9 protein-coding genes and 3 pseudogenes are annotated in these 14,034 nt (G+C 70.8%); 7 read left to right on the top strand and 5 right to left on the bottom strand.

Annotated elements, in window-relative coordinates; translation table 11 throughout:
- Window positions 1-178 precede the first annotated feature (178 nt).
- From ABZZ79_RS06350 to ligA, 3 genes and pseudogenes are all read right to left on the bottom strand, one after another.
- The gene (locus tag ABZZ79_RS06350) at window positions 179-3,487 is read right to left on the bottom strand and encodes a protein kinase (RefSeq protein WP_356687048.1); all 3,309 of its coding nucleotides are present in this window, start codon (window positions 3,485-3,487) and stop codon (window positions 179-181) included.
- Window positions 3,484-3,870: a hypothetical protein gene (locus ABZZ79_RS06345; protein WP_356687046.1), complete on the bottom strand. Its 387-nt coding sequence runs from the start codon at window positions 3,868-3,870 to the stop codon at window positions 3,484-3,486. Before ABZZ79_RS06345 ends, ABZZ79_RS06350 begins: the two co-directional genes overlap by 4 nt.
- 206 nt (window positions 3,871-4,076) lie before the next feature.
- Window positions 4,077-6,122 (bottom strand): annotated as a pseudogene (ligA, locus tag ABZZ79_RS06340) (NAD-dependent DNA ligase LigA).
- Between the two features lie 177 nt (window positions 6,123-6,299).
- Between ligA and ABZZ79_RS06335 the strand changes: the two are divergent.
- The 5 genes and pseudogenes from ABZZ79_RS06335 to ABZZ79_RS06315 form a co-directional block, all read left to right on the top strand.
- Window positions 6,300-6,997, top strand: a pseudogene (locus ABZZ79_RS06335) (HEAT repeat domain-containing protein); the annotation flags it as partial.
- A 157-nt stretch (window positions 6,998-7,154) separates the two neighbouring features.
- Window positions 7,155-8,312 (top strand): MerR family transcriptional regulator, encoded by a 1,158-nt coding sequence (locus ABZZ79_RS06330; RefSeq protein WP_356687044.1) that lies wholly within the window; start codon window positions 7,155-7,157, stop codon window positions 8,310-8,312.
- 670 nt (window positions 8,313-8,982) lie between these two features.
- Window positions 8,983-9,723: a class I SAM-dependent methyltransferase gene (locus ABZZ79_RS06325; RefSeq protein ID WP_356687042.1), complete on the top strand. Its 741-nt coding sequence runs from the start codon at window positions 8,983-8,985 to the stop codon at window positions 9,721-9,723.
- Between the two features lie 60 nt (window positions 9,724-9,783).
- Window positions 9,784-10,686: an aminoglycoside phosphotransferase family protein gene (locus ABZZ79_RS06320; protein ID WP_356687040.1), complete on the top strand. Its 903-nt coding sequence runs from the start codon at window positions 9,784-9,786 to the stop codon at window positions 10,684-10,686.
- A gap of 373 nt (window positions 10,687-11,059) precedes the next feature.
- The gene (locus ABZZ79_RS06315; protein ID WP_356687245.1) at window positions 11,060-11,386 is read left to right on the top strand and encodes a hypothetical protein; all 327 of its coding nucleotides are present in this window, start codon (window positions 11,060-11,062) and stop codon (window positions 11,384-11,386) included.
- A gap of 576 nt (window positions 11,387-11,962) precedes the next feature.
- Here the strand turns inward: ABZZ79_RS06315 and ABZZ79_RS06310 are convergent.
- Window positions 11,963-12,283 carry a GYD domain-containing protein gene (locus ABZZ79_RS06310; protein WP_356687038.1) on the bottom strand — a complete coding sequence of 107 codons (321 nt, stop codon included), beginning with the start codon at window positions 12,281-12,283 and terminating at the stop codon, window positions 11,963-11,965.
- A 325-nt stretch (window positions 12,284-12,608) separates the two neighbouring features.
- A pseudogene (locus tag ABZZ79_RS06305) lies at window positions 12,609-13,076 on the bottom strand (ATP-binding protein); the annotation flags it as partial.
- 149 nt (window positions 13,077-13,225) lie between these two features.
- Between ABZZ79_RS06305 and ABZZ79_RS06300 the strand changes: the two are divergent.
- Both ABZZ79_RS06300 and ABZZ79_RS06295 read left to right on the top strand, forming a co-directional pair.
- A complete protein-coding gene (locus tag ABZZ79_RS06300; protein WP_356687036.1) occupies window positions 13,226-13,567 on the top strand; it encodes a hypothetical protein in 342 nt (113 codons plus the stop codon).
- Window position 13,568: 1 nt separating this feature from the next.
- Window positions 13,569-14,018: a hypothetical protein gene (locus tag ABZZ79_RS06295; protein WP_356687034.1), complete on the top strand. Its 450-nt coding sequence runs from the start codon at window positions 13,569-13,571 to the stop codon at window positions 14,016-14,018.
- Window positions 14,019-14,034 lie beyond the last annotated feature (16 nt).

The raw sequence follows: 14,034 nt of genomic DNA, 5'->3' as shown, positions 1-14,034 counted from the left end.
CAGATCCACTTTTTAGCCGGTCTCCAGGTGCGAGGGGCTGCCGTGCCCAGGGAGCACGAGGTCAAAGCCGGGGAGCGCTGGAACGCTCCTGCCGTGGAGCGTGGGCACCGGCTCGGGAGTGCCGCCGGATCCGGCGCGCCTGTACCGCCGGAGGTAGGGACCCGGTGTCAGCGCGGCGTCATTCCGTCGGCATCGGTGTCGTCGGGACAAAAGCACGGTGGTCCGCGACGTCGCCGCCGCCGTCGCTGGGCGTGCGGCGCAGGGCTGTGGCGGCGTCCCACTCGGTTCGCGCCAGGTCGGGCTGGCCGAAGCAGCAGGCCAGGATGACCAGCTCGTGGCGGAAGTAGGCCTGTAGGGCATCCGCACCGGCCGTCGCGCTGGCGCGGACGCCTCCCAGCAGGGCCCGCTGCCAGGCGCTCCAGTGCAGCCCCGAGGCGAACGCCGGTGCGGTCGCGCGGGCCAGTTGGACGGCAGCGTTGTTCTCGCCTTCGCCGGGATGCCCGGGCAGCCGCATCGCGAGGTCGAGTGCGGCGAGAACGGAGTCGGCTTCGTGGCACACGCGGTCCGGGCTCACCGACGGATGACGTGCCCACCAGACGTAGTGCTGAACGATGTTCGAAGCGTCGGCCTGCGCGTCGGCGGCGTACCCGGAGTCCTCCAGCTGGTCCAGGACGCCGGCCGCGAGCCGGTAGCGGGAGCCGACCGGTGAGATGAGCCCGCAGGCCACCAGCTCGCCCGTCGCGGCGTCGGCATGGGTTTCACCGACCAGTGCGGGCAGATGGGCCTGGTGCGGCACCTCTCCGTCGAGGAGGAGCGCAAGCCGCAGGGTCGCCCGCGCCACGTCGCTCAGACGGGAGACGAGCAGCGGCGTCGGCCCGCAGGACCGGCCGGCCTCGGACACAGCTTCCTCCGAGGTGCCGAAGGCGGCACCGGCCAGGCCGCCTTGGCGCAGCAGGGCGCCGGCCTGGACGAGGGGCAGCGGCAGGCCCCGGGACGCGGACAGGATGTCCTCGGCCCAGCTCACCTCCTCCGCGGCGAGGGCCCGGCCGACGACCACCTGGAGCAGGTGCAGGCTGTCGCCCCGGTCGAGACCGCTGAGAACGGACTCATCGAGGTGGAAGCCGGACGATTGCTGCACCTCAGGCGAGGCGGCGATCAGGAAGGCGCACTCCGGGGTCGCGCGCAGCAGTTCGTCGAGCGCGGCACCGCCGAATCCGAGGTCGTCGAGGACGACGACCGCACCGATCTCCGCTACCCGGGCGAGCAGGTCGCTACGGCTCGGCTGGTAGCGAGGGGCGTTGTGGACGGCGTGGTAGAGGTCGTACAGCAGATCGTCGGCGGTGCGGCGGAAGCCGGTGAGGCGGACCACGCCGTCCGGGGCGAGGCCGGCACAGTCCTCGGCCACGCGGTCCAGGAGCGTAGTCCGGCCGGATCCCGCTCCGGCGGTCATCCACACCGTGCGGCCCCGGGCGAGCAGTCGCACCAGCCGCTCGCGCTCGATGTCGCGCCCCAGCAACGGCAGTGTGGGCGGCGGAGGCCCCGCGAGGGCGGGTGGTCTGGCGCCGGCTTCCGTCTCCACGCGCTCAGCGGCGGTGCGTTTGGCGGGAGGGGTGAAGTGTTCACCCGGCCGGTACGGCGCGACAGCGCTGTTGTCCTCCCAGTTGACCGTGAGTAACAGGTCGCCCACGACGACCTGCTCGGTCCGGCCTGCGGCGGACGCACGCCGTGTCCCACTGGGAGGTCGTCCCGGGCTGGACGTCCTGGTGGCGGATGTCCTGCGCGTACGGCTCTGTTCCCGCTCCTGGCTCACCGTCGCGCCGACATCGCCCCCTTGCCGGCGCCGGGCAAGCGATTCGAGCGTGCGCTGGACGGCATCGCGCATGTCCGCAGCCGACGGGTAGCGATGATCGACGGTCCTGGCCAATGCCCTCATGACGACGGAGTCCAGCTCGGGTGGGAGTCCGGGAGCGTGAGCGCTGGGCGGCTGGGGCTCCTCCTGGACACGTCGGTAGGCGACCGCCACAGGCGACTCTCCTGTGAACGGGGGCCGGGCAGTCAGCAGTTCGTAGAGCAGACAGCCGGTGGAGTAGATGTCCGAGCGGGCGTCGACGGGCTCACCGAGAGCCTGCTCCGGTGAGAGATACTGGGCGGTACCGATGACCGTGGCGCCCTGTGCCGAGGCCGAGGCCGGATCCGTCACCCCGCGCGCGATGCCGAAGTCCATGACCTTGATCTGGTCGTCGCGCGTCACCAGGATGTTCCTCGGCTTGATGTCACAGTGCACGATGCCGGAGGCATGGGCGTGCTCCAACGCGCGCAGGATGCCACGGGTGAGTTTCAGCGCGCGTTCGGGCGGCAGCATGTGTTCCGCGTCCAGCACGTCGCGCAGGGTCCGGCCGTCGACGTACTCCATCACGATGTACGGCACGGACACCCCGTCGACGAGGTCCTCCCCGGTGTCGTGGATCGCGACGATCGCCGGGTGGTTGAGCGCGGCGGCGGACTGGGCCTCGCGGCGGAACCGGTTCTGGAAGAACGGATCGCGGGCGAGGTCGGAACGGAGCGCCTTCACGGCGACGGCGCGGCCGAGGCGGATGTCTCTGGCCACGTACACCTCCGCGGTACCGCCGCGGCCGAGCACCGTGCCCAGTTCGTAGCGCTCACTCAGCCGCAGCGGCCGGGGGTCCTCCTCGTACCGGCGCGGCTCCGCACGGCGGTGGCGCGCCATACGCTGGTTGCGTACCAGCGCAAGTCCGCCGATGTCGTCGAGTGCTTGTTTCCTCGGCCGGGGGCGGGACTTGGCCACGAGCCGGCTGCGCACGTGACGAAAGGCGTCGTCGAGGGTGATGTACTCGGGGCCGTCGTCGACCCCCCAGTTGAGCACGTCGACGAGCTCGCCGGTGAACGCCGTGTAGGTTTCTCCCGGCTCGGCGAGCGCCAGCGCGGTGCGGGAGGCGGAGCACATCAGATACGCGCCCGCGACGGCGGCCTGGCCGGCGAGGACGGCGGCGGGGTCGACGGCGTCCGCACCCGCCATGGCTCCCATGGCCAGTCCGCTGAAGCAGCTGTCGAGGATGATGACCCGGCGTCGGGCGCGGGTGCGGGCCACGGCCGAGCGCAGCATCGGGTAGGCGAGGGAGTTCTCGGGCGAGTCGGGATGGGACTCGTGCAGCCCGAGGTAGAGGTGGAAGTCTTCCTCCTCCTGGTGCCCGTGGCCCGCGAAGTACACGATCAGGGTGTCCTCGGCGTCCCGTGCCGCCTGTCGGACCGGGGCGAGCACTTCTCCCGGCGTGACGGCGTCGAGGATGACGGCGCAGTGATCGGAAGGGAGGCCGAACAGTGCGGTATCGGTGATGATCCGCTGAAGGGCGTAGAGGTTGTTCGCCACTGCGGGCAGATCAGGCATGTGCCGGTACTGAGCGGTTCCGATGAGTACCGCCCTGGACCGTTCAGGGTCCGGCAGTGGGCCGACCAACCGCCCCGTCACCCCTCCCGGCGCAGTCGGGCGAGAAGCCGGACGATCTCTTCGGGGTCGGCGGTGTTCAGTTCCACCCTCATGCCTTCGTGCTCGACGGTCACCGTCGGCGGTCTGCTCCGGGTGGAGCGCCACGTCACGTACGCCAAAGCCAGATTGGCCAGTTGGAAGCCCGCTTCGACGCTGAGCTGGATGACGTCGAACGCGCTGCCCATCGCTCCGGGCGGCGGGGGTGCCTGTTGCAGCTCGACGATCGCCTCGGTGCGGATCGCGTCGTCGTCCCTGAGCCACCTCGCGAGCGACCGTAACGCTCGGTCGCCGTCCGGCTCGGCGTCCGGACCGGATCCGTTCGGACCGGATCCGTTCGGACCGATAGTGATGGTGTACTGCGCCATGTGCCTCGCGCCCCCCTTGTTGCGCTCTGCCGAGCAGCATACGGCTCAAGTACCCGGCGCCAGGGCCCATTTGCATCAGGGAGGCCGATCCCGCGCAGCGGGCCGGGCGGTGAGGCCAGGGTGGTCTGCCTTCGGCCTTCGCAAGCCTCGCGCACGCGCGAAGGCGGAGTGGTCGGCCGACCGCCCCGCCTTCGGTGAAGGACGGGTCAGGCGAGGTGGTCGGCGACCAGCGCGGCGAACTCGTCCTCGGTGAGCACTCTCGTGCCGAGCTGTTCGGCCTTGGCGAGCTTGGATCCGGCGCCCTCGCCCGCGACGAGGATGGTCGTCTTCTTCGACACGCTGCTGGAGGCGGTGCCGCCCGCGCGCTCGATGAGTTCGTTCATCTCGTTGCGGTTGCGCCCGGCCAGCGGCCCGTGCATGCCGCCCGTGACGACGACCGCCTCGCCCACCAGCGGCAGTCTCTCCCTGTCCGTGTCGTCGGCGGTCGGCTCGACCAGGTTCACCCCGGCCTCGGCCAGCTTGTCCAGGACCGGGCCCAGCGCGGCGATGTGGGCCGCGATCTTCGGGGCGTTGGCCCCCGGAAGCTTGTGGACCTGCGCCAGTTCGTCCGGAGTGGCAGCCCGGATGGCGTCCATCGTGCCGAAGTGACGGGCGATCTCCCGCGAGAGCGTCCGGCCGGTCCGCACCACCTTCAGTGCGCAGAACACCCTGTTCAGAGGCTGCTCCCTGGCCTTGGCCAGCTGGACCAGGAGCGAGTCTGCCCGCTTGTCGCTGCCGGTCGCCTCGGCGAGTTGCCGCCGGGTGAGGAAGAACAGATCGGCGACATCGTCGACCAGACCGGCCTCGACGAGAGCCTCCAGGTAAGTCACGCCCAGACCGTCGATGTCGAGCTGGTCGCGGCCCACGGCGTACTTCAGGGAGGGCAGCTTCCCGCACCCGCCGCTCGCCCCGCCCGCGCACTCCCAGCGCTCACCGGACTTGTCGATGTCCCCGCCGCATCCCGGACATGCCTCGGGCAGGACGATGTCGGTCTCCTCGCCCGTACGCAGCGCCACCACGGGCGCCTCCACCCGCGGAATGATGTCCCCCGCCTTGTAGAGCAGGACCGTGTCGCCCACCTTCAGGCCGTTGTTGCGGATGAAGGCCGGGTTGTGCAGCGTCGCGTAGGTGACGGTGCTGCCGTCGACCTCCACCGGCTCCAGCACGGCGCGCGGGGCGATGTGACCGGTACGGCCGACGTTCCACTCGACGGCGAGGAGCGTGGTTTGCGCCTCCACCGGGGGCAGCTTGTAGGCGATGGCCCAGTGCGGGTGGCGCGTGCCGGAGCCGGCGGCCTGCTGCTCGGCGTGGTCGTTCGCCTTGACGACCACCCCGTCGATCCCGAACGGCAGCTCGGGGCGCAGTTGCTGGATCTCCTCGACGCGGGCCTGCGCCTCGGCCAGCGTGGCGTACACACGCAGTCCGATGTCGGTGGCGGAAGTGGTCTGCACGCCCAGCGCGGCGACCTGGCCCATGACGGCCTCGTGGCTGGTGCCGGTGAGGAAGCCGGCCCCGTCCAGATCGACGGCCCCGTAGGCGAAGAAGGTGGTCTCGATGGTGTACGGCCGGTCCTTGGCCCGCAGGGTTCCGGCCGTGCCGTTGCGCGGGTTGGAGAAGACCTTCGCGTTGTGCGCGGCGCGGATCTCGTTCGCCGTCTCGAACTGGTCCCGGGTCAGCAGGACCTCACCCCGTATCTCCACGGTGGCACCGCCGGGCACCTCGACGGGAAGGCCGACGATCGAGCCGATCGCGTGGCTGAGGTCCTCGCCGTGTGTGCCGTTGCCGCGTCCGACGAGCTGCACCAGGCGCCCGTCGCGGTAGCGCGCCGCCATCGCCGCCCCGTCCAGCTTCGGCTCCACCGCCTAGCCGCCCTCCGCCGGGTGGTCGATCCGGCGGGCCAGGGACGCGTCCCACTTCACCAGGCCCTCGGCGTCGAAGACGTTGTCGAGGGAGAGCATGGCCACGGTGTGCGCGACCTCGCCCGCCGGCGCCACCCCGCCGCCGACCTTGCCGATGGGGGAGTCGGCCCGGACGTGATCCGGGTACGCCTGTTCGTAGGCGGCGATGCCGCGAGCGAGGGCGTCGTAGGAAGCGTCGTCGAGCGTGGTGCTTCCGTCCCCGTAGTACGCCGCGCTCGCGGCAAGGGCCTGCTCGACCGCGTCGTCGTAGGCGGCACGGTCGGTCAGCGAAACGGCGGGTGCGGCAGTCGTCATGCCATTGATCATTGCGTAGGGGTCTGACAATCGGGTTCCGCGCGCCCGCGAAGGGCTCTGCCGCGGCGGCCTGTGCGGCCGGACCATGCCGGCCTGACGCCTCCGGCGCGGCGGCGTCCGGATCGGAGATCCACTGATTCGTCGGGCACGGGCTTGACCTTGACACGTTGATAACGTGTGCCCTGGGTGCAGGAGGTGGTCCCATCAACACGACACAGGGAACCCCGCAGTACACCCACCTGGCCAACGCCCTGAGCGCCGAGTATTCGTCGGTCCGGCTTCAGGCGGCCCTGGCGGTCGGCTCGAACCCCGACCCCGGCTTCCTGGAGCCGCTCGTCGAGCGATGCGCGGTCGAGCCTGACTTCTTCGTGCGAGACATGCTGTCCTGGGCGCTGACCCGCCTCTCGCCGGAGATCACCCTGCCCCGGATCCGTGCGGAACTCGACTCCGAGCGCGCTCAGGCCCGCAGTCAGGCGTTGCACACGCTCTCCAAGATCGGCGACAGCCGCGCGTGGGCCTGGATCACGCGCGACCTGCTGCGCGACGCCGACGACGAGGTCGCGCGGACCGCGTGGCGCGTCGCGGTCGTCCTCGTACCCGAGGAGGAGAAAGCGGTGCTGGTGGACGACCTTGTCATGCGGCTCGGCCGGGGCGGCCGCGATGTGCGGCTGAGCCTGAGCCGCGCCCTCGTCGAACTCGGCGACGTGACCGGGCTCGCCCTGGAGAAGGCCGTGGCGAACCCCGACCCGGCGGTGGCTGCGCACGCCCATGCCACCGAGTTGCTCCGGCAGAACCCGGAGGCCTGTTTCGACACGGCGATCGAGGAGGCGAAGCGAGTCGTCGCCCTCGGCCCGGAGCGAGCCGCTGCCGCGGACACGGCCGAGGCAGAAGTCGCCGAGACCACCGAGACCACCGAGACCTTTGACGCCGCGCGGCCCGCAGGACGTACGGAGACACCCGAGTCCACGGGGGTCGGGAAGGCTGCGGGGGGCGCGAATGCTGCGGGGGTCGGGAAGGCTGCGGGGGGCGTGAATGCTCCGGGGGGCGCGAAGGATAGGGAAAGTGGCGCGCCACTCGGGAGTGAGTCCCCGGATGCTCCGGCACTACGACGCTCTCGGCCTGGTGCGCCCGACCGGCCGCACCGTCGGCGGCTATCGCGAGTACTCCGCCGAGGACGTCCGCAGGATCTTCCACGTGGAGAGCCTGCGGTCACTCGGGCTCTCGCTCAAGCAGATCGGGCGCGCCCTGGAGGATCCGGCCTTCACGCCGTCCGGCCTGGTCAGCGACCTCATTCGGTGGACGGAAGACCGCCTGGAGCGGGATCGGGAGCTGCTTGAGCGGCTCCGCGCGATCGATGCGTCGGCGCCGGGCGGCTGGCAGGACGTCCTGCGCATCGTCGAGCTCATGCAAGGGCTCAGCTCAACCAGCGCCGCACGCAGACAGCAGGCCGTTCTGGCCCCGCCGGAGGGCGTGTCGGTTCCCGCCGAGCTGCTGGCCGAGGCGGTCCTGGCGGAATCCGATCCCATCGTCGCGGGCGCCCTGCGCTGGGCGCTCGCCCGGTCGGGCGGCGACGGAGTGGCGGCACTCGCCGCCGGCGCGCGCTCGAAGGACGTCGACATCCGGCGGCGCGCGGTGCTGGCGATCGCCGAGTTGTCCGAGGCCCCGGGTGCGACCGAGGCCCTGACGGACGCGCTCGGGGACCCGGACACGACCGTGCGCCGGCAGGCGGCTCTCGCGCTGGGCGGACGCGGCGTGGCCGAGGCTGTGCCGACGCTCGTCGCCATGGTGGTCGACGGCTTCAACGACGTCGACGCGGCGGAGGTCCTGGGAGCGCTGTCCCAGGACCCCGCGCGCGGGAACCGGATCTTGGGCGCGCTGGCCGACGCGCTCGCCGCGCCCACCGCGGACTCCGCGACGCGGATCCGCCTGACCCAGGCCCTGGTCGAGCTGTCGGGGACCGCCCCGCGGGAAGTTCTGCGTCAACTGGCCCACGACGACGACCGCGCCGTCGCCCGCGTCGCCTCGGCGTGTGTCGGAGTCCTCGACAAGCGGTCTCCCGAGGACACATCTCCCGCGGACAGATCCCCCAAAGACGGGCCCCTCAAGGACAGATCCCTCAAGGACAGATCCCTCAAGGACAGATCCCCCGAGGTCCGAGACGACGAGATCCGGGACGACGAGGATGCCTGAAGGTGCGCGCGACCGTGCCGCGAGGTCGTCCGACAGCGGGGGCCGGAGCCTGGCGTGACGGGTGGTCCGGCGTTCACCCGCCCTGCCCGGCCGCCGCGACCGCCTCGTCGCCCTCAACGGGGCCGGTGGCAGGGAAGGCAGGCCGCGGGACGTAGACGCGGTCGGCGTTCATGGTCGCGGCCGGCCGGTGGGTGACGAGTACGACCGCGTGGCCCTCCCGGGCACCCGTGGGCGGTCGCCGGCACCGATGGCGACGTTCGCGGCGGCGGTCATCTCCCAGCGGGGGAAGTCGTGCGCCGGCACTTCGACCGAGGTGAACACCTGGGCGCGCTCCGCCTCGCGGAGTTCGACCGGCTCGCCTGACTCTCACTCCCACCACAGCACCCGTCCGAGGCAGCAGGCCGGCCAACACCTTGGTCAAGGACCCGAACCGTTCGCCCCGACCAGGGCCGTCACCTCACCGCGGCGCGCCCGCACGCTCACCCCCTTCAGGGAAGGGGAGTCGGCTCCCGGACAGGTGAACGACACTCCGCCCCGCGTGGCGGTCGGGCGGCGGCCGGGACGCGTGTGATCTCTCGCAGCGAAGGCTGAGTGCTGTTGGGGCGTGGGGGCGTGGGGGCGTGGGGGCATGGGGCTGTCCGGCGGATCATGTGACTACTAGGCTGCGACGATGCAGTCTGCAGATCGGGACCAGGCGAACCACTATGACAGCTTCGCCGAAGCGTTCTCGGCGGAGACCGAGAGCAGCCTCGTCAACGCGTACTACGAGCGGCCCGCGATGTTGGCCCTGGCCGGAGACGTGACCGGCCGTCGGATCCTGGACGCCGGCTGCGGCTCGGGCCCCCTGTCCGCTGCACTACGCGACCGCGGTGCCGTCGTCACCGGCATCGACGCCAGCGCCGGGATGCTGGCATTGGCGAGGCGGCGGCTCGGTGACGATGTAGCCCTGCACGTAGTCGACCTGTGCGACCCTCTGCCGTTCGACGACGCCACGTTCGACGACGTGGTCGCGTCGCTGGTCCTGCATTACCTGGAGGACTGGGGTCCGACGCTGGCCGAGTTGCGGCGGGTACTCCGGCCCGGCGGCCGACTGATCGCGTCGGTGAGCCACCCTTTCGTGGCCTACGCGCACCGAGATCCACGGCCCGACTACCACGCGACCACCAGCTATACCTTCGCCTGGACTCTCAACGGGCAGTCCGTCCCGATGGAGTTCTGGCGCAGGCCGTTGCACGCGATGACCGATGCCTTCACCACCGCCGGCTTCCGTCTTTCCGTCATCAGCGAGCCGCAGCCCGACCCGGCCGCCCGCGAGCTGTTCCCGGACGCCTTCCAGGAGCTTTCGACCAATCCCAACTTCCTGTTCTTTGTCGTCGAGGTACCGCTGTCGGCTGCCGGCTCAGGCGGCTAGCCAGTCACCGATCACGAACGGGGCCAGGGGTGGCGCCCCGCCCCAGTAATGTGGCTTCGCATGACCGACTCCGAGATCGAGATCACCGCAGACCTGGTCCATGCCCTGCTGCGGGAGCAGCATCCTGACCTTGCGGGGCTGGCCATCCGGGAAGTCGCGGGCGGGTGGGACAACCAGCAGTGGCGCCTTGGGGACGACCTGGCTGTGCGCATGCCGCGTACAGAACAAGCCCCGGACCTCCAGTGCAAGGAGCGCCGATGGCTGCCCGTCCTCGCCCCGCGACTGCCGCTCCCAGTCCCGGTCCCGGTACGGCTCGGTGAACCGTCCGCGCGCTTCCCGAAGCCCTGGACCATCATGACGTGGGTCCCCGGCGACCCACTGGACTACACCTCGATCAGCCGCGGCGACCACGCGGCCGACACTCTGGCGGCCTTCCTCATAGCGCTCCACGTGCAGGCGCCCGCTGACGCGCCTGTCAGCGAAGACCGTGGCGACCACCCCAAGAAGTGCACGGACGGCTTCGACCACTTCTTCCGCGCCGTCGTTCCCGACGACATCGCCGACGACGTCAGGGCTGTCTGGGACGACGCCGTCGCCGCGCCCGAGTGGCAGGGCCCGCCGGTCTGGGTGCACGGCGACCTCCATCCCGCGAACGTCGTCGTCTCGGACGGGACGCTCTCTGGCGTGATCGACTTCGGTGCCGTGTTCGCCGGCGATCCGGCGTGGGACCTCGCGGCCGCATGGGTCGTGCTTCCTGCGGGCGCCGCCTCACGGTTCTTCGACGTGTACGCGCGTGCGGACGAGGCGACGATCCGGCGTGCCCGCGGCCTGGCTGCTCTGAAAAGCCTGTTCCTCATGCTGATGGGCCAGAACGGAGACCGGGGCCTTCCTGGCGGCAAGCCGACATGGGGACCCGCGGGCCGGGCAGCGCTCGATCGTGTTCTGCGAGGCGGTTTGATCTAGTGCCCCGACAGGCAACGTTCGCCCCGTCGCGACGCCCGGCACGCCCTCTCGCCGCACCGGGCACAGACCCAAGTACATCCAGTACGAGGGCCTGCACCCGGCACACCGAGAGCACGCGCCGGACGCCGCTCCTTGACGGGCAAACGCTGCCTGCCGGGGCACTAGGCACGGAGCGACGATCCTCACCCCATACCGATACCGACACCGATAGCCGCTGCCGGAACTGCCGCGATGTCGCTCTCGCGTCGCTCACGATGCCCTCCCCGTGGAGACGAACGACCCTGCCGGCGCCCAACGGGTCGGGTGCGCAGGATCAGTCCTCGTCCTCTCGGCCCGGCTCGGCGGTGGCTCGGTCTCCCTGATCGGGACGTCGATGGCCGCGCCGCAAGTCGCGGGCGCCGCCGCCCTGTACGAGCAGGCCCACCCGAACGCCGGGGCCGGAGGAGATCTACACCCGGTTGCTGACCGGCCCCACCCAGGACCGCCTGTCCTTCCTGAGCGTCGGCAGCCCCAACCGCCTCCTGTACACCGGCGGCCTCTGCCCCCTCAGAACGGCCACTCGCCTCAGCCACGCCCGGCAGACACGCCGCCGACGACACTTCGTGCCCCGCACAGTTGTGCTCGTCGGCGCGCGAAGCGGGACGGGTGGGGCGTCAGGCGGCCCCACGGCACACCCGCCAGGCCCCGGCCGCCCGAGTGAGAGGTCACATGGGTCTCTCGCGGCAACGAGAGACCTGAGCGGCTCGTCCGGACCGGCGAGCCGCTGACTTTCGTAGTGCCAGCATGCCGTCTCGACCCCGCAAGGGACATCAGGGAAAACCCTGAGATCCATGACTTCGAGTCGTCCTCGGCGACGATGCCCGCTCCGGTCGGCCGAGGGAATCCTTTGATTCGAGCCCATCTCGGGGTGCCGGCAAGCACTCGGGCTCGACTCGTCCGGACCGATCTCGGAGCAGCCAATGAACTCGCCGACCCGGAACTCGCCGACCCCGAACTCGCCAACGCGGAACTCCCCAACGCGCCGGGAGCGCGCGACCCTTTGGACGGCTGGGCGGCGCCGGGAGGCCACAGGGCTCGTCCTGCGCGGAGCCTGCGCAGGCATCGGAACCGCAGTCGTCGGTCTCCTCGCGGTATGGGTGCGGAACCACATCTGACACAGCTTCAGCCGTTGTCCGCCCCGCAATAGAGGTTCATCCACCGGACTCGCCACCGGTACGGCCCGCGGCTGGCACCTGCTGGGCCGTCCGGCCGGGCTGTCACGCCGGGCCTCCTTGGCCTACGCGCCGGGCGGACGGAAGGAGACCTGCCGCCGGGCCGCCTCGTCGATCTCGTCGACGGTGAGGAGGGGAGTGGCCCGAGTGTGCAGCGCACCGCTCGCCTTGACTTCGAGGCTGACGGCGGCCATGGAGACCGAGTCGGGGAAGTCGAGGATGCACACGAGGTCGTCCTCTCCGAAGGTGAAGTACATGGCCTCGACCGACCCGCCGAGGCCCGCGACGACGTCTTCGACCGCGGCACGGCGGCCACTTGCGCCTTCCTTGAGCAGGCCCTTCGCCCCTTCGGGCGTGTAGGTGGCCTGGATGAGGAACTTCGGCATGAAGGCGCTCCCTGCCCGTGACTCGACTGGTACGCAGACTGACCTTCCCGCTGCCACGCCCGCTCCCCATCCTCGGATTGCCGGATTCACTCATAAGGCACAGCGGCACGCAGCATCATGTACCGCCTCTTCGGGCACTGCGGCCGCTACGGCATCACCGGCGACTCCAACGTGCTGACCTGGCTGTTCGGCCGCCGGCCGACCATGCTGCACGAGTACGTCCCGGTCCTCACCGGGAGGATGCCAGTCGACACACAACTCGTTGCCCCCGATGACCTGCATCGTCCCAGGTGGAGAACCCGTTCGGCGAGGGGGTTCGTGCCGCTCATTTCCCGGTGTGGCTCGGCATGTTGGGAAGCCGGACCGTGACGAGGAGGCCGCCGGTGGGGCGGGCGACGAGGTCGAGGGTTCCGTCGTGGGCGCGGACGACGCTGCGCACGATGGCCAGGCCGAGCCCGACGTCGGCGTGCTCGTCGGTGCGCACGCGTTCCGTTCCGCGTTGGAAGGGTTCGGTGAGGGTCGGCACCAGTTCCGGCGGGAGCGGATGACCTGTGTTCTCGACCCGCAGCACGCTCGCGTCGCCCTGTGCCTCGGTGTGGACGGTCACGGTGCCGCCGACGGGCAGGTTGTGGACGATGGCGTTCTGGACGAGGTTCGTCACCATCCGCAGGAGGAGCTCCGCGGAGCCGCTGGTCCGGGCCGCTGTGCCGGTGACGTCGAGCGTGATCCCGCGCCGCTCGGCGAGGGAGAGCAGGGTTTCTGCGGCCTCTTCGGCGACGAGAGAGAGGTCGACGCTCACGCGGGGCGCTGTACCGCGTCGAGGGCCCCAGTCTCGCCTCGGCCCGGATCTACAAGGGCGGCAAGACATCCAGTTCGTCCCGGGCCGTCCACGACTATTGGCGACGCTGGGCGCAAGAAGGTGACAAGGTCTGCACAGGCGGCATGATGACCGGCGAGCAATGCGGCTGGAAGGTGACCGCCACGCAGGCGACCGTCCACTACACTTTCGGTACGACGGCCAAGAACATGGTCGTCGCCAGGAAGACGTCCGGAGCCTGCACGATCAAGGGTGACTCCGGCGGCCCCGTCTACACCGTCGACAGCGCCGGACGCGCCTACGCCAAGGGCATCATCTCCGGTGGCGGTGGCGGTGGCGGTGGCGGTGGCGGTGGCGGTGGCAGTGGCAGTGGCCACAGCGGCGGGTTTTTCGACCCGTGCTCGCTGGTCTTCACCGACATCGGGCTGGCCAACAGCGCCTTCCCCGGCACCGTAGCGAGGTACTGACATGCGCCGCGCCCTTCTCACACCGTTGCTGGCGGCGGCCCTGACCGGCTGCTCGCTCCTCGGCTCGGACACGCTGTGCACCCAGGCCGACGCGGACTCGCGGGTCTCCGCCATGTGGCGGCCCGCCGACTTCGGCGGCCCGGACGCGGTGACGATCCGGTTCTGCGTGAACGGCACCTGCAAGGAGCGGACTTCGGGCCCAACTGAGGACCCGTTCGCCATGGTGAGTGTCCAACTCCCCGATGAAATCGGTGCGGTTACCGTGCCGGTGCGGCTCACCGTGACCTCCGTGAAGAACGGCGACACGGTCGTCGAGGACAGCACCCGCGCCAGACTGACGGCGCGACAACCCAATGGCGCGTCCTGCTCGCCCACCGTCTGGACGGCGACGTTCCGGGCCCACCCGGAAAGGGGCCTCACCTCACCCAAGGGCATGAAGCTCCAGTCCTGAGTCCAGGACAAGCGCC

This window comes from Streptomyces sp. NPDC006458 (assembly GCF_040612135.1).
In the GTDB taxonomy this organism is placed as follows: Bacteria; Actinomycetota; Actinomycetes; order Streptomycetales; family Streptomycetaceae; genus Streptomyces.
Note: the sequence above shows the minus strand (reverse complement) of the source record. Positions and strands in the feature narration are given on the sequence as shown.

Bases quoted from the DNA above. Each gene is read 5' to 3' on its own strand.
- ABZZ79_RS06345 (WP_356687046.1), bottom strand. From the start codon at position 3,870: ATGGCGCAGTACACCATCACTATCGGTCCGAACGGATCCGGTCCGAAC.
- ABZZ79_RS06330 (WP_356687044.1), top strand. From the start codon at position 7,155: ATGCTCCGGGGGGCGCGAAGGATAGGGAAAGTGGCGCGCCACTCGGGA.
- ABZZ79_RS06325 (WP_356687042.1), top strand. From the start codon at position 8,983: ATGCAGTCTGCAGATCGGGACCAGGCGAACCACTATGACAGCTTCGCC.
- ABZZ79_RS06320 (WP_356687040.1), top strand. From the start codon at position 9,784: ATGACCGACTCCGAGATCGAGATCACCGCAGACCTGGTCCATGCCCTG.
- ABZZ79_RS06315 (WP_356687245.1), top strand. From the start codon at position 11,060: ATGGCCGCGCCGCAAGTCGCGGGCGCCGCCGCCCTGTACGAGCAGGCC.
- ABZZ79_RS06310 (WP_356687038.1), bottom strand. From the start codon at position 12,283: ATGCCGAAGTTCCTCATCCAGGCCACCTACACGCCCGAAGGGGCGAAG.
- ABZZ79_RS06300 (WP_356687036.1), top strand. From the start codon at position 13,226: ATGATGACCGGCGAGCAATGCGGCTGGAAGGTGACCGCCACGCAGGCG.
- ABZZ79_RS06295 (WP_356687034.1), top strand. From the start codon at position 13,569: ATGCGCCGCGCCCTTCTCACACCGTTGCTGGCGGCGGCCCTGACCGGC.